Source organism: Pollutimonas sp. M17 (assembly GCF_025836975.1).
GTDB lineage: Bacteria > Pseudomonadota > Gammaproteobacteria > Burkholderiales > Burkholderiaceae_B.
On sequence record NZ_CP107548.1, the window covers coordinates 3,382,363 to 3,402,449 of the forward strand.

Here is a 20,087-nt window from a genome sequence, read left to right on the forward strand (position 1 = left end):
AAGAGTCGTTCAGAAGCACCAGAGCGAGCGAGGCGGGAAGGAAGCATCGTTGCGCACGCTAAAAGTGTGTCGGGCGGGTGGCCCAGCCTCAACACACTTTGCAGGTTAGATCAGGCGTTTAGAACCGCACTTTCACATAAAGCGAGCCCGCATTATCGGAGTTACCCGAGCCGAACTCGCCGTTATAGCTAAGCCCCATGGCGAAGTACTCATCCAGGGCGACTTCGCCGCCAAGGCCTACGAGGAGGCTGTTCTTTGCAATCGGCGCACCAACTACCGAGAATGAACTGCCCGCCCCTTCTATGAAGCGCATCGTTCGGGTCGGCGAGCGATCCTCTCCCGCATGACGCCAACCGAGGTTGGTGCGCACCGTGAACGCCCTGGTTCCACCCGGAAAGACCAGCGCCGAACGCAGGCCCAAGGTGTAGCTCGAGAGCTTGGCCGAGGTCGCGCTTGAGCTAAGCGCAGCATCGCCGCCAGACTCGCTGAAGCTGCCCATGTGTTGGTCGAACCAGCTGATATTGACATAGGGCTCGACGTTGTGGGTTTCGCCCCAGGGTATGACATAGCCGAGATCTCCAAACAGCTGCCAGGTCGAGCCGTGGTAGTCGGCGCTTAGCTTCTGGCCGCCACCAAGGCTGACGTGGCGGTTGGTGTCCAGGGTGTGCCGGGTATACCCTCCGCCCAGCATCAAGTTCAATTTTCCAGCGCCAACGCGCCAGCTGTTGCCCCCGTACAAGGCGAAGGTGTAGTTATTGATATTGCCTTTGGAGCTACGCGCGTTGACACTGAAGTCACCCGAGCTTATTCCGGCCGCGGCACCCAGGCGCCAGCCACCTGCAAGACCCTTGTCTACGCCCACCAACAGCCGCGTGGGTGAATAGCGCGCCGATGCGGCGTTGTCGTTACCGCCCATGTCGATGCTGGCTGCGTTGAAACGCACCCAAAGCGGGTAATCATTGTATTTGGGCTGTGCACCTGTAGGCGTGTCGCCGACAGCCGCTATTGGCTTGCCCGGTTGCAGCTCGGCCCCCAGGTTGGCGCGCATATGGGACTGCAAAGCGGCATTCGTGGAAAGCATGTCCGAGAAGAGCAGGGATCTGGCGCTCGCATGCACCTCGCCCGAGAGCTGGTCAAAGGCTTGCGCAGGATCCGGGGAGAAGAAGGCCTCGTCGACAGTTGCGTTCGCGCCCGCCACAGAGGCCGCGCCGAAGCCTGTGGTACGCTGATTCTGGGTGAAGCCCATGGTGCTCAAGGCTTGATGGTTGACCCCCATCCGCACCGCCACTGCGTTATCCGAGTAGAGCGTGTTCATCGAAATAAGGGGATATGCGGTTCCCGCCCAGTCGGAGCTTGTGAATTGGCCATCGACTCCACCGGCTGCCGTCAAGACCGTATAGTCGTGGTTCAAACGGAAGCGGCCCTGGCCGTTCTCTTCCGAAACAACGAGCTTCGTGTTGGCGATATTGGCTGCACCGGTCACCTCGACCAGATCCGATTGGCCGGCTTTGTTGATCTCGACCTGATAGACCGTACCGGCTTGCCAGTCAATGCTGGCGGTGCTGATTGCTCCAACGGAGTTTCCAGGCTTGATAATGCCGCCATTCTTGCTGATCAGTTTTCCATCGATTTGCCAGTTTCCGCCCAGTGTTGCATCGTTGACCGTTACATCTTGGGCAGCGTGGATGCGTTGTTCGATCAACCCGCCGCTGGTGACTGCTTTGCCATCGATCGAAAGATTGCCGATCGAACTGCCGCCTTCGAAGTTGATTTTTTGCTTCCCGCCTTCCGTCGTCACTTCGCGTACGCCAGTCATCTTGCCGTCATAAGTGGCTAACGCACCAAGCTTTACATAGGTGCCGCCGCTGCCCGAAAGGGTCACACCAAGGTCATCGACGATATTGCCGGCCGTCACGGAGCCATCTTGCAGGTCAAGGTTGACCTTGCTGTTCCCACTGTCGCCGCTACGGTTGACTTGCAGCAATGTGCCGTTGTTTTCGACCAGCTTGGCGCCGTCGCCAACGACGATGTTTTGAGTCTGATGGCCTCGATCCAGGTTCGATACAAAGCTGGCGCCCGTTGTGCTTATCGTACTGTGGGTCAGATATACATTGGCGCTGTTCTCCAGCTTGATGCCGGCCGATTGCTTGCCAGTGGCGGTCAAGTCGCTTCCGCTGATATGAAGCTCGGAAACTTCACGATTGCGCCGGGATTTTTCAGACGTCACAACAGCCACGGCGGATCCCTTGCCCTCTACATTCACCGTGCTGTTGTTCAGAATAACCTTGCCGCCATCCTGAGACACCACAGCATGGCTGCCCCGGCCAGTTGCGCTGACAGTGGAATCCTCTACCGAGACTTCACTACGTTTTCCGTTTGCCTTGACAGCCACGGCGTTGTTGCCGGTTGCCGACACAGTGGAATCGTTCACTTCAACCTGCGAGGACGAAACATGCCTGTTTCTACCATGCTTGCCGCTCCTGTCCTCCTGTTGGGCGAGCACCGCTATGGAGCTCGACCCGGAAGAGCTGATCTGCGCTCTTTCGATCTGTATGTCTCCACCTGCGGCCAGGGCGCCCACGCTTTTATCACCAAGGGCTGCAACCTCGCCACCTATCAGAATGACTTCGGCGCCACGGGTTGCGGCTACACCCACCGCGGGTTTAGAGGCGGAATGCGATCTATGTGTTTTTTCGCCGCTGCCGGCGACGATCTCGCTGCCGATACTGATAACGGAAGTGCCTTTGCCATCCGCCTGCACACCCACGCTCTTGGCATTCAGACGAGAGCCCAGCAGATAGGCCCGGCCAGCGTCCTGCACATCGACAGCGACCCCGCTCCTGCCATTGGCGGTCAAATCAGCGTCAATCACCGCCGCAACGCTACCACGATCCTCAACCGATAAGGCAACGCCATTCGAACCGGTAGCGGCAATGGAACCGCCTATGACACCGACGCGAGCGCCCTTGTTGACGGCAATGCCCTTATCTCTTCCCTGAACCTCGCTGTTGATCAAAAGAGCGCGTGCGCCTTTGCTCACTTGCACGCCGGTGGAATCATCCCCGGTGGCTTCGATGGTTGTGCCAACAACGGACAGCGAGGAATCATTGCCGCTGACGGACGCACCCGTTGCTCGATCCCCATAGGCTTGAACGTCACTGCCAATGAGTTGCGCTTTTCCTTTGCTCCGAACTTCAACCCCAAGTCCCTTTGCCATGACCGTCGAATTGGCAATCAGAGCTTGGGCGCCGTCTTCGACAAGGATCGCCCGGCCATTGCGGCCACTGCTTTTCAAGCTGGAGCCCAAGACGATGGCTTGACTGCCCCTTCCATCGACGTTCAGCGCCACTCCATTGTTCCCGCTCGCTGATACCTTGCTGCCCACCAGGAACGCCTTGCCGCCGTCTTCCACATCCAGCCCGATAGCGTTATTGCCTTTGGTAGAAACGTCGACGGACTTGCCGATCACCACTGAGCGCTTGCTGGATACGCTTACTCCATTTGCAGAATGCCCACGTGTTTGCACACTGGACTTGTCAATGGTGGCAAGCCCTCCTTTGCTCACGCTGACCCCATCGGCGCCATCGCCACGAGTGGATATGCGAGTCCTGTCGACAATGGCAGTGGAACCATGGCCGGACACCTTTATGCCGTCGGAGTATCGGCCATCGCTCGTGATTTCCGCCCTGCGTAGAGTAACCTCCCCGCCATCGAGCGCCTGGACGACATCGCTTCGCGAGCCCCGGGTGCGCAGCTCGGTGCCATCGACATGAATTTTTCCGCCCTGCTTATTGGCCTGCAAAGCCGGCGAGTTGGCATTATTGGTCGTAATTTTACCGTTCTCGAGCGTCACAATACTGTCGCGGCGATGATGTCCGCGATCACGGTCCCCAGTGGCGCTGACAGCAGGGCCTTGCCCGTATTTGTGGCCGCTGGCCTCGATATCGGCGCCCTTCAGCTTGATCTTGCCCCCGCTGTTCGCGTTGACGAGGTTGCCCGCCTGGCCTTGTATGCTGGTCTTGAATCCGCTGATTTCACCGCCACGCTTGGCCTCGAGGTACTTATAGGAAGTACCGTGCTTGAGCTTGACATCGTCCTTACCGCTGGCCACCACGACTTTGTTCGGGCCCGGGCCTGCGGCATATGCTGGGGAAAACACGACTAGCAATGCCGCTGTGAGCGCCGAGAGGGCGATTGCGGGTCTGGATATATTGAGGCCTGACATCAAGAACTCCCCTGTGCTTACGCACGTTTTGGTTTTTTAATCAACGATTGTGTTTAAAATGGCAACAGCGTAGGTTAAATACTTAAATTTATTCTTTTAAATCAATATATTGTTTCAACAATCTTGATTCATCCTGTTGCAGTCCATTTAAATTATATACACAAGTGTGTTAAAACGGGAGGATGTTGCACGTCAACCACGGGACAGTGGGGAACAGAATGACAAGGCTATTCAAACTGCTTGCGAAACGAACTCTTCAATGCAAGAGGCGGCAAAGAATCACGAGACGAAGAAAGATTGGATGCTTACACCATACGCATTTGCCAGCTTAACGGCGCGTTCCAATGGCATGGAAGTCGTTTATCTTGCGCACAGCCCGCAGCACATAGCTCAATATGCCGATGAACTTCGAGCTTTCGGTTTTAATGTGCTGATTTGCTCCAGCATAGCTGCCGTGCGTTCCTGCTTGGCTGCAAGCGCAGCACCATTGATTGTTTTACAGGCAACCCCGGCCACCGTTCATCTCGCCGTTGCTCAACTTCGTGTGGCCTTTTGCCGCGCCAGCATAGTAGTCATCACAGATTTCCCAGACCGACTGTCAAGAGCGGGCGCGCTGTTGTCCGGTGCGGATGCATGTGTGGATGCTGCACCTGATTCCCTTGAGTTGATCGCTGCGCTTTTGGCCTCGCTGCGTCGCCTGAGGGTTGAAGGAAAACACCGAAAAGTGGAGAATATTTTTCACAAAGAGGCTGATGTCGATCCTGGTGAAAGAGCGACGGCATATAAAGCCGTATGTGAGACCAACCCCCAAGGCGAATGGAGTTTGGAGAATGACGGCTGGATCCTAGAGGCTCCGAATGGGGCCAGGATGGAACTGAACCACTCAGAGCGGAACATAATGCTTCGGTTTTTCAGCCATCCGAAAGAACCTCTGACCCGTGCAAGCCAGGATGCTTTATACAACCCGGAAGGTGGTAGAGTTACCCGTAGCCTCGATGTCGCTATCAGCAGGCTGAGAAAAAAGGCTGCTGCGCATGCAATCCGGCTGCCCATACGTAGTATTAGAGGGGAAGGCTATGTTTTCGCTGCCGGCGAGCTGCTGAACAACAATGATGACGCCCAAGCTTGAAGAGTCGGTTTCTGCTCGATCCAATTACCTGAACAAACAAGCGAATGCATGAATGTTGCACCGCCTATGCAGATACTCTTTGGCATCCTATCGATTCATTTTTCCGGGTGCTTTACCGAAAGCTGGTCCGCCAGGATTTCGATCTTGGTATTCAGCAAGTTCATCGACTCGACGCATAGCGAGATTAAGTCATCAGCATGCATATGGCTGATCAATGTATCCCCATTGCTCCCCTCCTCGGTCAAACCATGGTTACGCACCACATTCAGGAGCGACGCCACACCACAAGCTATGGTTCGTGACGATTCGAGTGCGGACAATAATGGTATTGCATCGATCTCGTGCCGTTCTGCCGCTTCGTATATCGTCCTGTCAAATCGCAGGGTATAAAAATAAGGTAAGTGCTTCTGACGTTCCATTTTTTATCAAGAGGTGATGAGCTTCGTGACATTTTTGTATGATGAATTCATTGCCAGCTGCAATGCGACCTCAGCTGCCACACGGTTTGCATACCCCACCCATGAAACTGGATAGAGAAGGATGAGGATAGGCGTTGCTATCGTCGGGATATGATATTAACCGCAAAAAAGTAAAAAACAAACACAGTTGTGTTTATTTTTTACTTTGTCTTCTGCTCTTCATCATCAGTCGCGTCTAAGAATCGGCAGGATTTTCGGTTCAGGCGCCAGGGCTTCTTCAATGGGCTCCATCGGTCGGCAACGATGGGCTCGATAGGAAATAATAGGCAACGCTGGCTTTACCGCCGCCACGTCTCTTTTGTGGTTTAGACGTATCGCAGTTAACCGTTCTTGCCATTTATGGCGAAGCCGTCTCCCATGCGAAAATAAACAACCAATCGATGTGGCTGAAGCTTTCTGGATTTCAGTTAGTCGACATGGTCGCACCGGCATGCGCCGCTACTATGCAAGGCGTGAACGAATAAATGTTTCGACTATGGAGTTGAGGATGCGTTTCTCGCCAGGGGAAAGCGCCAGGAAGTCGTCGAAGCTCACGCCATGAAAAGGCCAAGCGGTTTGAGCATCGTGCTTTTTTGCCCCCGCATCTTTGCTTAGGCTTTCTTTGCCAGGCTCCCTCGCTGACTCCTTTCCCTGCCTGAGCCACTCTGGCGTTACTTTCAATGCGTGAGCCAGCTTGATGAGAGCTACGCTCGTGGGTTCCGTACGCTGTCCGCTTTCATAATTACCTATAGCACTTTGCGTTAATCCACTGGCTAATGCAAGTTCTTTTTGCGTCCAGCCATAGCGCATTCTGACTTCACGCACTCGTTGGCCAAATGTTGTCATTCTTCTTATGATTTCCTATCCATGATGTTAAGCATCGGAAAAATGCTATGCGTTGCCACCAATGAATTAAGCAGATATTCTGAGTACATGCTGTTACACTTATACTGTCGGGTCGATTAGCCGTTGCGGCTGAAAGCTTATCCTATATGCTTCATCACGGACTACAAATATGTAAATTTGTGTTACAATCATTCGGGTGATAAAGCTTAAGCAAACCCTTCTTGACGGATTCAAGTCCATTTGTTTAGAGGCCGTTACTTCAATAGAAACATGAATTCACGGACCGGTAATGTGCAAGAGGCGCGAGCCAAGGCTTGGCATTGCTAATGACAAAGCCAAACCCACCGGAGAATTTTATACATAAAAATTAACCGCAGCTTTTATGATAAAGGAATATCGTGCTTCTAAATTGCCGAATTCTCCGAAGAAATGCGGCTTACTACTTGCCATGGAAAGCCGCTGACACCTAGAAGAGGAAAACGCGGCGAGTTTATTTAGCCTCCATGATGAATCTGGGAACACCATCAAGCATGGCGGTAAAGCGAAAATGCGACGCCGCATGCTGTTTTTTGAGCGCCAACATTTAAACACACATGTGTTTAAATGTTGGCGCTCAAAACGCACTGAATTCGCTTTTGAGGCAATGGTTGCTCACGCATAACATTCGTCGACAGAGCCATAGGCGCTGAGGTTCGCAGTTGCAACCGGCGCGTCGGCTCCACACCAATACTTTAGGAATGTTGGGAATTACCGCATGCGGGTCTTGGCCCAGTGCGGTTGGAATGGTGTAATTAACCGAGTTTGATGAATGCCCTGATCCCCCGATTATGGGGAAGAGCCGGAAGAGCCAGAGAGAGGCTTGATGCAAGTTTTGGTCGGGGCGACATGATTCGAACATGCGACTCCTGCGTCCCGAACGCAGTACTCTACCAGGCTGAGCTACGCCCCGATTACTCGTGAAGCTTGCCGCCGGACTTCAAACAACAAAAAACCGGCAACAACGGGATTGACTACCTACTACCTATCGCGTTCTACCGCGAAAGAACAAAATTCTAACAAAGAATCGCGATGAACGGAAACGGGGAAGCCGGCCAGGGCTTCCCGGGCCAGTCCGGCCTCGGCGGTGGCCGCCTGGCGGGTGTAGTCCAGCGCCTTGGTGTCCTGTATGGCGCGCGCCACGGCGGCGAAGTCGGCGTCGCCGGTGCGTATGGCGTCCTGGATCAGTTTTTTCTGTTCGGCGCTGCCCACTTCCATTACACGGATGAGCGGCATGGTCGGCTTGCCTTCGCGCAAGTCGTCACCTACGTTCTTGCCCAGCGCGTCGGCGTCGCCGCTGTAGTCCAGGACATCGTCGATCAACTGGAAGGCCGTGCCGATATGCCGGCCGTAGGCGGCGGCGGCCGCTTCCTGTTCCGGCGTGGCGCCGCCTACGATGGCGCCCACCTGGGCAGCCGCCTCGAACAGCTTGGCGGTCTTGTAGCGCACCACCTGCAGATAGCGGTCCAGCGAAACGTCGGGATCGTGGACGTTGAGCAGTTGCAGCACTTCGCCTTCGGCAATGACCGTGGTGGCGGCCGACAGGACTGACATGGCGGGCATGGAGTCCGATTCGACCATCATCTCGAACGAGCGCGAATACAGATAATCCCCCACGAGCACGCTGGCCGCATTGCCGAACACGGCATTGGCCGTGCTGCGGCCGCGCCGCAGGTCGGACTCATCGACGACGTCGTCGTGCAGCAAGGTGGCGGTGTGTATGAACTCGACCACGGCGGCCAGAAGATGATGCTTGCTTCCCGAGTAGCCCAGGGCATTGGCCACCATCAGCACCATGGCGGGCCGCATCCGCTTTCCGCCCGCCCCCACTATGTAGTCGCCTATGGTACGGATCAGGACGACGTCTGAATCGAGGCGCGCGCGTATTACCGCATCGACTGCCTTCATATCGTCTTCAATGGGGGCAATTAACTCGGGGAGATTCAAAGCGTGGTCCGGGTTCAAAGTTAGTATCGACACGATCTTTCGGATCAAGGCTAGGATTATACGTGACCCTCCGGCGGCCGGCCTTCGGTAAATTGGCGATAATGTGGGTTTTTCCCGCGATTTGTTCCTGGAGATTTTTGTGACTGCCAACGACTTGAGTACGCTGATTGGCCGCGCCGAACGTGTTCTGGCGCAGTTGGAAGCGTGGCTGCCCCCCGCCCCACCCGACATCGACTGGACGGCGCACGCCTTCCGCTGGCGCAAACGGGGCGCGCGGGGATGGCTGGATGCGGTCCAGAACGTTTCCAGCATCGATATGCGGGATCTTCAGCACATAGAGCGGCAGAAGTCCATCATCGACCGCAACACGCAGCACTTCCTGCACAAGAAGCCGGCCAACAACGTATTGATGACGGGCGCGCGCGGAACCGGGAAGAGCTCCCTGGTCAAGGCCATGCTGGCCGCTTATGGGGACCAGGGCCTGCGCCTTATCGAGGTCGACAAGGCCGACATGGGCGATCTGGGCGACATCGTCGATCTGGTCAGCGGGCGGCCCGAACGCTTCATCATTTTCTGCGACGATCTGTCCTTCGAGGAAGGCGAACCCGGCTACAAGGCCTTGAAGTCGGTGCTGGATGGCTCGGTCAGCGCTTCCGGCGACAATGTCCTCATCTACGCCACGTCGAACCGCCGGCATCTGATGCCGGAATACATGAGCGAAAATCTAAGTGCCAAGCACCAATCCGACGGCGAGATCCATCCCGGCGAGACCGTGGAGGAAAAGATTTCCCTGTCGGAGCGCTTCGGCCTGTGGCTGTCGTTCTACCCCTTCAAGCAGGACGACTACCTGGATATCGTGAATTACTGGCTGGCCGAGCATGGCTGTTCGCAGGCGGATATCGAGGCCTCGCGCACGGAAGCGCTGCAATGGGCGCTTGAACGCGGCTCGCGCTCGGGGCGGGTGGCACGCCAGTTCGCGCGCGACTGGGCGGCAAGGCATGTCTGAAAACATTCCAGAGGCGCCTGCCGCCCCCGCCTCCGCGGACAAGCCTTTCATCAAGGTGGCGGCAGGCCTGATCCTGCGGCCCGACGGCCAGTTGCTGTTGGCCCAGCGGCCCAGCGACAAGCCTTGGGCGGGGTGGTGGGAATTGCCCGGAGGCAAGATCGAGGCGGGCGAATCCACTCTGGAAGCACTGGCCCGCGAGCTGCAGGAAGAGCTTGGCATCCAGATTACCGATGCCTCGCCCTGGGTGACCTATACCCACGAATATCCCAAGAATATCGTGCAGCTGGCGTTTTGCCGGGTCTATGGCTGGGCGGGCACGCCCGCCGGCCTGGAGAACCAGGAACTGGCCTGGGTCGACCCGCAGGCCGAGCTGCCGGTCGGCCCCTTGCTGCCGGCCACCGAGCCGCCCCTGCGCTGGCTTCGACTGCCGGAGCAATACCTGATCACCTCTATCGGCAGCCAGGACAGGCTTGAGCCTTATCTGGAAAAGCTGGCGCTGGCCCTGCAAAAAGGCGTCAGGCTGGTGCAGTTCCGCGAATCCGCCTGGATGGCCGTATCGAAGCCCGACGCCTATGCCGCATTCAAGCGGATCGTGCAAATATGCCATGATGCCGGCGCCCGCTGCCTGGTCAACAGCGGCCACCCCGAAAGCTGGTGGGCGCTGGCCGACGGCGTGCATTTCCGGGCGGCGGATGCCCGCGCCCTGCTTGACCGCGTGCCGCCTTTGACGGGCGGCGGTGAAAACCATGCATCGCGGAACGCCGGCGAACACACCGCTCCGGCGACGAACGAAATCCGGGCCAAGGTCCCCGGCCTGATCGGGGTGTCGGCGCACGATGCCACCGATCTGGCGGCGGCGAGCGCGCTGGGCGCCGACTTCGCCTTACTGGGTCATGTGCTGGACACGCCCTCGCATCCCGGCCAGCCGGGCATGGGGTGGGATAGGTTTTCCTTGCTGGCCGCCCAGGCCGGCTTGCCGGTCTTCGCCATCGGCGGGCAATCGCCCGCCACGCAGGCCGAAGCCAGGCGGCATGGCGCGCACGGCATCGCGGGCATGCGCCAACTGATCGATCAGGATTGAAGCGGGCCGGCCGCCCTCCCCACAGGAAACCGCGCAGGCCGCGGCCGCCTGGACATCAGGGTTCCGGCAAAGCGGCGGCATCCCAGCCGCCGCCCAGGGCCGCAATCAATTGCACGCTGGCCACCAGCCGATCGGACGCCAGCGACAGGGCGGCCCGCTCCGTGCTCAGCGCGGTGGTTTCCACCTGCACCACGCTCAGGTAATCGATCAGTCCCGCTTCGTACTGGTTCTGCGTCAGGCGCAGGGATTCCCTGGCGGACGCCAGGGCACGGCCCTGCGTTGCCTGCTCCTGGCCCAATACGCGCAATTGCACCAGATAGTCTTCCACCTCGCGCAGGGCGGTCAGCACGGTCTGGCGGTAGGAAGCGGCTTGCGCGTCGTAGCCTGCGCGCGCTTCCTTCACCTGCGCCTCGCGCGCGCCGCCATCGAAGATGGTCAGCGCCAGCGCCGGGCCCAGCGACCAGAAGCTGGCGGGCGCGGTCAGCCACTGCGCCCATTGGCCGCTGCGATAGCCGGCTTGCGCGCTGAGCGTCAGATCCGGGAACCAGGCCGCCTGCGCCACGCCGATGCGCGCATTGGCTTCGGCCGTGCGCCGCTCCGCCGCCGCGATGTCGGGCCGCCTTTGCAGCAATTGAGACGGCAGGCCAACAGGAATAGCGGGTACCAATGCCAGCGCCGTCACGGCTTCGAGCGTGAATGCGGATGGGGCTCTTCCAAGCAGCACGGCGATGGCATGCTCCAGCTGCGCCCTTTGCCAATCCAGGGCCAGCAGCTGCGTGCGGCCGTTCTCCAGTTGCGTACGCGATACTTCGACATCCGCCTGCGCCGCCACTCCCGCGTCATAGCGGTTCTGCGTCATGGCCAGCGATCGCTCGTAAGCCGCCACGGTCTGCTGCAACAAGCGCTTTTCGGCGTCCATGATCCGCAGCCTGAAGTAGGTTTGCGCCAGGGTGGACTGCATGCTCAAGCGGGTTGCCGCGACATCGGCCGCACTGGCCTGCAAACCCGCGCTGCTGGATTCCACTGCGCGGCGCACCTTGCCCCACAGGTCCGGTTCCCAACTTACATTTCCGCTTAGCGTGTACTGATTGCCGGTGCTGTCGCCGCTGCCGGAAAACGAACCGGTGCCGCCGTTGCTGCCGCTGCCCGAACGCGTGGCCGATGCCGATGCGCCCAGCGTCGGGAAAAAGCCTGAACGGCTGGACTGAAGCAGCGCCTGCGCCTGGCGGTACTGGGCTTCGGCCTGGACGATGTCCAGGTTGCCTTCCTGCAAAGATTCCATCAGGCCCGTCAGCACCGCATCGCCGTACATCTGCCACCAGTCTCCCCGCAGTACGGCATCACCCGGTTGCGCCGGCACCCAGCCCCGGTTGGCCGCACTGTCGGCGCCACCAGCCAATGCCTCCTTATAAGCCAGGCCAGTGTCGACGGACGGCCGCTGATAGTCCGGTCCCACGGCGCAGGCGCCCAAGGCCAGCGCCATCCCGGCGACGGCCAGACATCTCAGCGCGGGCCAGCTCATCCTGTTCAGTACAACGAGACTATCCATACGTTCCATATCCATAAAAAACGGACCATCCTGCCAGGACCCTATCATGCCGGTGCCGCCGCGGACGCGCCGCGCCTGCGTTTGGCCCAAAGACGGAAGCGGTCCAGGTACAGATACACCACCGGCGTCGTATACAAGGTGAGTATCTGACTGACTATCAGCCCCCCCACGATGGTCAGTCCCAGCGGACGGCGCATCTCCACGCCTGCGCCCGTGGCCAGCACCAGAGGCAGCGCGCCGAACAGGGCCGAAATGGTGGTCATCATGATGGGCCGGAAACGAACCAGGCAGGCCTGATAGATCGCTTCGCGCGACGACAGGCCGTCGCGCCTTTCCGCCAGCAGGGCAAAGTCGACCATCATGATGGCATTCTTCTTGACGATGCCTATCAGCAGGAATACGCCGATCAGGGCGATCAGGGAGAACTCCTCGCCCAGCATCAGCAAGGCCAACAAGGCGCCGATGCCCGCCGAGGGAAGGGTTGAAAGAATGGTGATGGGATGCACATAGCTTTCATACAAAATGCCAAGGACGATATACATGGTCAGCAAGGCCGCCAATATCAGCCAGGGCTGCTGCGCCATGGATTCCTGCAAGGCCTGCGCCGTGCCCTGGAACCCCGCCTGTATCTGCTGGGTGGGCAGGCCGGTACGCGCGACGGCATCCTCGATGGAACGCGTGGCCTGCTCCAGCGTTACGCCCGGCGCCAGGCTGAATGAAATCGATTCCGCCGCGAACAGGCCTTCGTGATTGACGCTCAGCGGCGCGCTGCCCACCTCGAAGCGCGTAAAGGCCGACAAGGGCACGCGATTGCCATCGGCCGTAACCACCTGCACCTGCTTCAACGATTCGGCATCCTGGGCATAGCGCTCGTCCACGCCCATGACGACATGGTACTGATTCAGCGGACCGTAAATGACCGAGACCTGACGCTGGCTGAAAGAGTTGTTCAAGGTGGAGGCGATCAGGGACATGTTGACCCCCAGCCGCGTGGCCGCATCGCGATCGATGACCAGCTCCACGCGCCGCCCCTTGTCCTCGACGTCGGTGTCCACATCGACCAGTTCGGGCAGGCCGGCCATGGCCCTCTGTACTTTCGGCAGCCATTCCTTGAGCAGCGCCAGCTCGCTGCCCATCAGCGAGTAATCGTAGGATGCGCCGCTGCTCTGGCGCCCCCCTACAAAGATGTCCTGCTGCGGCACCAGCGTAAGCCGCGCGCCCGGCACGCCCTGGAACTTGCCGCGCAGGCGGTTCACGATCTGGGTGGCGCTGGCATTGCGTTCGGCAAGCGGCTTGAGCTGTATCATCATGAAGCTGGAGTTGCTGCCGCCCCGCCCCCCGACAAAGCCCGTGACGCTTTCTATGGCGGGATCCTGCATCAGCGTTTTTCTGAACCCGTCCAGCTTGGGCCTCATGGCATGAAAAGACGTGCCCTGATCGACGCGGAAGAAACCCAGCAACTGCCCGGTATCCTGCTGCGGAAAAAATCCCTTGGGAACGACCGCGTACAAATAGAAATTGAGCCCTATGGTTGCCGCGAGTAACAGCATCATGAAGCGGCCATGCGCCAGCGCCCATCCCAGAGAGCGCTTGTAGCCGCGCCAGAAAAATGCCCCCACGCCGCGCCTTCGGCTTGCTGCCCCCCAAGGGGGCGCTTTTTGCCTTGGGGCGGCCCGGCGGCAAAAAAATGCCCCCACGCTGCGCCTTCGGCTTGCTGCCCCCCAAGGGGGCGCTTTTTGCCTTGGGGCGGCCCGGCGGCAAAAAAATGCCCCCATGGCCTTGAAGGCCCGTGTCAGCATGCCCGCCCGTCGCGGCCGGCGGCCCGGGCCTGCCTTTAGAATCCGCGCGCACATCATGGGCGTCAAGGTGACGGAAATCACCAGGGACACCAGTATGGACACCGACAGCGTAACGGCGAACTCCCGGAACAGGCGGCCCACCAGTCCGCCCATGAGCAGCATGGGAATGAACACGGCCACCAGGGACAGGCTCATGGCCAGGACGGTGAAGCCCACTTCGCGCACGCCACGGATCGCGGCGCGCAAAGGCGACATGCCTTTTTCGATATGGCGCATGATGTTCTCGAGCACCACGATGGCATCGTCGACCACGAAACCGGTGGCCACGATCAGGGCCATCAACGAGATCGTATTCAGGGTATAGCCGAACCACAACATCAGGCTGAAGGTGGTGATGAGCGATGCGGGCACGGCGATGGCGGGAATCAGGGCGGCGCGTATATTGCGCAGGAACAGCAACACCACCAGCACCACCAGGACAACCGCGATCATCAGCGTGATCTCGGCCTCGTGGAGCGACGCCCGTATGCTGGGCGTGCGGTCCTGGGCGACGGTCAGCGCAACATGCGCCGGCAGCATGGCCTCGAATGCCGGCAATTGCTCGCGTATGGCATCGACCGTTTCGATGATGTTGGCATCGGCCTGCCGCCGAATGATCAACAGCACGGCCGGACTGTCGTTGAAATAGCCGGCATTGAACAGGTCCTCGACCGAATCCTCGACCCGTGCGACGTCCTGCAGCCTGATCGGCGAGCCTTCGCGCCAGGCGACGATCAGCGGCTTGTATTGCTCCGCCCGTGTCAACTGGCCTCCCGAACTGAGCTGCCAGTTGTAGCGGTCGTTCTCCACCACGCCGTTGGGACGCATGGTGTTGGCGTTCGACAGGGCCGTACGCACCTCATCCAGTGCCACGCCGGCGCTGTTCAGCGTCTGCGGATTGAGGCTGACGCGTATGGCCGGCAGCGAACTTCCGCCGACCTCGACCTCGCCCACGCCCACCACCTGAGACAGTTTCTGCGCCAGCACGGTGGACGCCAGATCGTACAACTGCCCTTGGGTGGCCGTCTTCGACGTCAGGGCCAGCACCATGACGGGCGCCGAAGAGGGGTTCACCTTGTGATAGGTGGGATTGCTGCGCAGGCTGGACGGCAGCATGCTGCGCGCCGCATTGATGGCCGCCTGCACGTCCCGCGCGGCGCTGTTGATATCCCGATCCATGTCGAACATCATGAAGATGCGGGTCGAGCCTTCGGTGCTGCGCGAGCTCATTTCGCTAAGCCCCGCGATCGACCCCAGCGACTGCTCCAGTGGCGTCGCCACGCTGGACGCCATGGTTTCCGGACTGGCGCCCGCCATCTTGGCCGACACCGATATCATGGGAAAATCGACCTGGGGCAAGGGCGCCACAGGCAGGAACAGGAAGGCCAGCCCGCCCGTCAGCACCAGCGCCGCGCACAACAGCGTGGTGGCCACCGGCCGCATGATGAACAGTGAAAACAGCCTCATGGGGCAAGCCCGCCGTCCGCGGCGCGCCTGCTCCGGTACACGCCGGTGCGTCGCGCCAGCCGGTCGAACATCAAGTAGATGACCGGTGTGGTGAACAGGGTCAGGACCTGGCTGCACAGCAGTCCACCCACCATGACCAGCCCCAGGGGCTGGCGTAGCTCGGAGCCCGAGCCGGTGGCCAGCATGAGCGGTATGGCGCTGAACAGCGCGGCCAGCGTGGTCATGAGTATGGGCCGGAAGCGCAGCAGGGCCGCTTCATGGATGGCCGCCCGTGGCGCCAGCCCCCGGGTGCGCTCCGCATCCAGCGCGAAGTCGATCATCATGATGGCATTCTTCTTGACAATGCCGATCAGCAGAATGATGCCGATGACGCCTATCATGTCCAGTTCCGAGCCGCTGATCAGCAAGGCCAACAAGGCGCCTATGGCCGCCGACGGCAGGGTGGACAGTATGGTGACCGGATGGATGTAGCTTTCGTACAGGATGCCCAGGACGATGTACATGGCGGCCACCGCCGCCAGCATCAGCCACAAGGTGCTGGATAGCGAGGCCTGGAAGGCGCGCGCCGCGCCCTGGAAGCGCAGGTCCAGTGAGGCGGGCATGCCCAGCTCGGCCTGCGCGGCGCGGATGGACTCCACCGCGTCGGACAAGGCCATGCCGGGAGCCAGGTTGAAGGAGATGGTCGTGGCGGGGAACTGCCCAAGACGCTCTATGGATAATAAAGAACTGCTTTCCTCGATGCGCGCCAGGCTGCTCAGCGGCACTGGCGTGCCCGAGGTGGTGGGCACATAGATCTGGGCCAGGGCGCGGGGACTCTGCCGGAACTGGGATGCCACTTCCAGCACCACGCGGTATTGCGCCGATTGTGTGAAAATGGTGGATATCTGCCGTTGCCCGAAGGCATCGTACAGGGCGTCGTCGATGGCCGCATTGCTGACACCCAGGCGGGCCGCCGCGTCTCGATCGATGACCAGCGTGGTCTGCAAGCCGCTGCCCTGCAGGTCGTCGACCACATCGCGCAGTCCCGGCACCTGGCGCAGCGCCTGCACCAGTCTTGGCGTCCACTCCAGCAGGACGCCATGGTCGGGGTCGGACAGGGTCATCTGGTATTGGGTGCGGCTTACGCGGTCATCCACCGTCAGGTCCTGTACTGGCTGCATGAACACCTGGATGTCCGGCAGCGCGGCAAGGTCTTCGCCCAGCCGGTCGATGATGGACCGGGCGTCGGCGCCACGCTCGCCCAGCGGCTTCAGCGCAATCTGCATGCGTCCGGTATTCAGGGTGGCATTGGTGCCGTCTATGCCGATGAACGAGGAGACCGCCTGAACGTCGGGATCCTTCAGTATGCGGTCGACGGCCTGCTGCTGGCGTTGCGCCATCGACGTGAAGGACACCGTTTGCGGCCCCTGGCTGATGGCCTGGATCATGCCGGTGTCCTGTTGCGGGAAAAAGCCCTTGGGCACCAGCGCATACAGCAATCCGGTCAGCAGCAGCGTGCCCAGCGCCACCCATAGCGTGGCGCGCTGATGGGCCAGCACCCATTGCAGGCCTTTGTCGTAGGCATGGATCAGGCGGTCCATCCACTGGCCAGCTTTCTGCTGGAAGCGTCCATACGTCATTTCCGATTCGGGCCGCAGCAGCCGCGCGCACATCATGGGGGTCAGGGTCAGCGAGATCGCCAGCGACAGCAATATGGCGACGGCCAGCGTTATCGCGAACTCGCGGAACAGCCGGCCGATGACGTCGCTCATGAACAGCAGCGGAATCAGCACGGCGATCAGCGACAGGGTCAGCGACACCAGCGTAAAGCCGATCTGGGATGCGCCCTTCAAGGCGGCCTTCAGCGCGCTCTCGCCCTCTTCGATATGGCGGGCGATGTTCTCGATCATGACGATGGCGTCGTCGACCACGAAACCGGTGGCGATGGTCAGCGCCATCAGGGTCAGGTTGTTGATGCTGAACCCGGCCAGATACATGATGCCGAAGGTTCCCACAAGGGACAGGGGCACCACCACGCTGGGGATGAAGGTAGCCGTCCAGCTGCGCAGGAACACAAAGGTAACCAGCACCACCAGGATGATGGCCAGGATCATTTCGTACTGAACATGGTCGATGGAGTCGCGTATGGTCTGCGTGCGGTCGGTGGCGACCTCCACCTCGACCCCCACGGGCAGGGCCTGTTTCAGCGACGGCAGCAAGGCCTTGACGCGGTCCACGACCTCGATCACATTTGCGCCGGGCTGGCGCTGGATGTTCAGCAAGATGGCGGGCGTGGTTCCCATCCATGCCGCCTGACGGATGTTCTCGGCGTCGTGGCGGGCGTCGGCGATATCGCGCAGGCGCAGCGGAGCTCCATTCTCGTAGGCGACAATCAGCTGCTCGTAGTCCTGGATGGAGCGCAGCTGGTCGTTGGCGTTGATGGTGGTGGACCGCTCGGGGCCGTCCAGATTCCCTTTGGGCTGGTTGACGTTGGCGCCCACGATCGCCGAGCGCAGGCTGGCCAGCGTCAAGTCATGAGCCGCCAGCGCCTCAGGGTTGGCCTGTATGCGCACCGCGGGGCGCTGCCCGCCGGCAATGCTGACCAGGCCCACGCCCGATATCTGCGACAGCTTCTGCGCCACGCGTATGTCGATCAGGTCGCGCACCTGGTACAAGGGCAGGGTCGGCGACGTAACGGCCAGGCTGATGACGGCGGTGTCGGCCGGATTCACCTTGTTGTAGATGGGCGGGGCCGGCAGATCGTTGGGCAGCAGGTTGGATGCCGCATTGATGGCGGCCTGGACCTCCTGCTCGGCCACGTCCAGGGGCAGATCCAGATCGAACTGCAAGGTAATCAGCGACGAGCCGCCGGAACTGGACGAGGTCATCTGGGTCAGGCCCGGCATCTGGCCGAACTGGCGCTCCAGCGGCGAGGTGACCAGCGCCGTCATGACGTCGGGACTGGCGCCCGGATACAGCGTCGTAACCTGGATGGTGGGATAGTCGACCTGCGGCAATGCCGACACCGGCAGCAAGCGATAGGCCAGCACGCCCGAGATCAGCAAGGCGACCATGGCCAGCGTCGTGGCGACGGGCCGCAGGATGAACAGGCGCGACAGGTTCACGGTGGTTCCCTAATGCGCCCGGCGGGGAGCGGCCGCCTCCGGATGGGCGCCCGCGCCTGCCGCCAGGCCAGCCGGCGCGACCGGCGGGGCGCTGGACTGGGGGTCGGTAACGATGTCGACCGCCGCGCCTTCGCGCAGGCGATCCAGCCCTTCTATCACCACGCGCTGGCCTGCGCTCAGCCCCGACTCGACCGCGATGCGCTTGTCGTCGACCCGCCCGGTGACAATGCGTTGAATGTGTACCTTGTCGCTTTCATCGACCACGTAGACAAAGGCTCCGATGGAACCTTGCTGGACAGCCATGGTGGGAACCAGCAGCGATTGGGCGGTGTCCACGCGCAGCCTGACGTTGACGAACTGATTGGGAAACAGGGATTCGTCCTCGTTGGCGAAACGGGCCTTGAACTTGACCGTGCCGGTGGCGACATCGATCTGGTTGTCGACGGACATCAGTTCTCCTGTGGCGATCTTGCGCAGGTCGTCGCGGTCGTACAGATCGACCGCCAGGGTTTTTCCGGCGCGCAGCTGGGCCAGGACCTCGGGCAGCTGCGCCTGCGGCAGCGTGAACACCACGGAAATCGGCTGGGTCTGTGTGATGACCACAAGCCCATCCGTATTCGAGGCATTGACCATATTGCCCTCGTCGACCTTGCGCAAACCCAGGCGCCCCGATATGGGCGCGGTGATGCGCGTGAAATCCAGTTGCAGGCGGGCGCTGTCGACGGCGGCCTGGTCGCTTTTGCGCGAACCCAGGAATTGCTGGACCAGGGCGGCTTGCGCATCCACCTGCTGCTTGGCGATGGAGTTTTGCTTGAACAGCAACTGATAGCGCTGCAAATCGCGCTGGGCATTCTTGAGCTGGGCTTCGTTCTGCTTTTGCTGGCCCAGGGCCTGGTCCAGCTGGACCTGATAGGTGCGCGGATCGATCTGCGCGAGCAACTCGCCGGCATTCACCTTCTGGCCGTCGGAAAAGAATATTTTTTGCAGCTCTCCATCCACACGGCTGCGCACCGTGACCGTATTGAAGGCGGTCACCGTTCCGATGGCTTTTAGCGTGTGCTGTATGGGGCCTTGCTGAACGGTCGCCACGCGAACCGGCGTCTTCATATTGGCCATGGCGGCCATGCGGTTGACGCCCGAAGCCGGCCGCCCCCCGGTCGACGAACCGGCGCCGCGCCCGGCAAACCAGTATGCACCGGCGGCCAGCAGGACAAGGACAAGAACGAGCCATGGCCAGCGGCGCTGGCCGGACCGATGAGTTACGGAGCGGGGTTCCGCCATGCAAGGTTCTCCGGGTTCGAACGAAACAGGCGACATTTTCGCCTATTGACGGCCACAGGAACACAGAAATTGCGGATTTGAAATGGAACGCAACAACTATTGAAACGCGGCGAAAACGAT

Annotated in this window: 11 protein-coding genes and 1 tRNA gene; 3 read left to right on the forward strand and 9 right to left on the reverse strand. The window is 60.3% G+C overall.

The window, feature by feature from the left end; genetic code table 11:
• Positions 1-118 precede the first annotated feature (118 nt).
• Positions 119-4,225: an autotransporter domain-containing protein gene (locus tag OEG81_RS15940; RefSeq protein ID WP_264130262.1), complete on the reverse strand. Its 4,107-nt coding sequence runs from the start codon at positions 4,223-4,225 to the stop codon at positions 119-121.
• A 259-nt stretch (positions 4,226-4,484) separates the two neighbouring features.
• On the opposite strand from OEG81_RS15940, the gene OEG81_RS15945 reads away from it, so the two are divergent.
• A complete protein-coding gene (locus OEG81_RS15945) occupies positions 4,485-5,354 on the forward strand; it encodes a winged helix-turn-helix domain-containing protein (RefSeq protein ID WP_264130263.1) in 870 nt (289 codons plus the stop codon).
• A gap of 95 nt (positions 5,355-5,449) precedes the next feature.
• On the opposite strand, the gene OEG81_RS15950 is transcribed toward OEG81_RS15945, so the two are convergent.
• From OEG81_RS15950 to OEG81_RS15965, 4 genes are all read right to left on the reverse strand, one after another.
• Entirely contained in the window at positions 5,450-5,773 is a 324-nt protein-coding gene (locus tag OEG81_RS15950) for a hypothetical protein (RefSeq protein ID WP_264130264.1), read from the reverse strand.
• Between the two features lie 501 nt (positions 5,774-6,274).
• Entirely contained in the window at positions 6,275-6,658 is a 384-nt protein-coding gene (locus OEG81_RS15955; RefSeq protein ID WP_264130265.1) for a helix-turn-helix domain-containing protein, read from the reverse strand.
• An 872-nt stretch (positions 6,659-7,530) separates the two neighbouring features.
• A tRNA-Pro gene (locus tag OEG81_RS15960) sits at positions 7,531-7,607 on the reverse strand.
• Between the two features lie 68 nt (positions 7,608-7,675).
• Entirely contained in the window at positions 7,676-8,641 is a 966-nt protein-coding gene (locus OEG81_RS15965) for a polyprenyl synthetase family protein (protein ID WP_264132618.1), read from the reverse strand.
• 139 nt (positions 8,642-8,780) lie between these two features.
• Here OEG81_RS15965 and OEG81_RS15970 point away from each other — a divergent pair, with 139 nt between their 5' ends.
• Positions 8,781-9,647, forward strand: coding sequence for an ATP-binding protein (locus OEG81_RS15970; RefSeq protein ID WP_264130266.1), 867 nt, complete (start codon positions 8,781-8,783; stop codon positions 9,645-9,647).
• On the forward strand, positions 9,640-10,728 hold the full coding sequence (locus OEG81_RS15975; protein WP_264130267.1) for a thiamine phosphate synthase: 1,089 nt from the start codon (positions 9,640-9,642) through the stop codon (positions 10,726-10,728). Before OEG81_RS15970 ends, OEG81_RS15975 begins: the two co-directional genes overlap by 8 nt.
• A gap of 55 nt (positions 10,729-10,783) precedes the next feature.
• On the opposite strand, the gene OEG81_RS15980 is transcribed toward OEG81_RS15975, so the two are convergent.
• The 4 genes from OEG81_RS15980 to OEG81_RS15995 are packed head-to-tail and all read right to left on the reverse strand — an operon-like array spanning position 10,784 to position 19,967.
• The gene (locus OEG81_RS15980) at positions 10,784-12,277 is read right to left on the reverse strand and encodes an efflux transporter outer membrane subunit (RefSeq protein WP_317135354.1); all 1,494 of its coding nucleotides are present in this window, start codon (positions 12,275-12,277) and stop codon (positions 10,784-10,786) included.
• Between the two features lie 44 nt (positions 12,278-12,321).
• Entirely contained in the window at positions 12,322-15,582 is a 3,261-nt protein-coding gene (locus OEG81_RS15985) for an efflux RND transporter permease subunit (RefSeq protein ID WP_264130268.1), read from the reverse strand.
• Positions 15,579-18,686 carry a multidrug efflux RND transporter permease subunit gene (locus OEG81_RS15990; RefSeq protein ID WP_264130269.1) on the reverse strand — a complete coding sequence of 1,036 codons (3,108 nt, stop codon included), beginning with the start codon at positions 18,684-18,686 and terminating at the stop codon, positions 15,579-15,581. Before OEG81_RS15990 ends, OEG81_RS15985 begins: the two co-directional genes overlap by 4 nt.
• A gap of 9 nt (positions 18,687-18,695) precedes the next feature.
• Positions 18,696-19,967 carry an MdtA/MuxA family multidrug efflux RND transporter periplasmic adaptor subunit gene (locus OEG81_RS15995; protein WP_264130270.1) on the reverse strand — a complete coding sequence of 424 codons (1,272 nt, stop codon included), beginning with the start codon at positions 19,965-19,967 and terminating at the stop codon, positions 18,696-18,698.
• Positions 19,968-20,087: the final 120 nt, after the last annotated feature.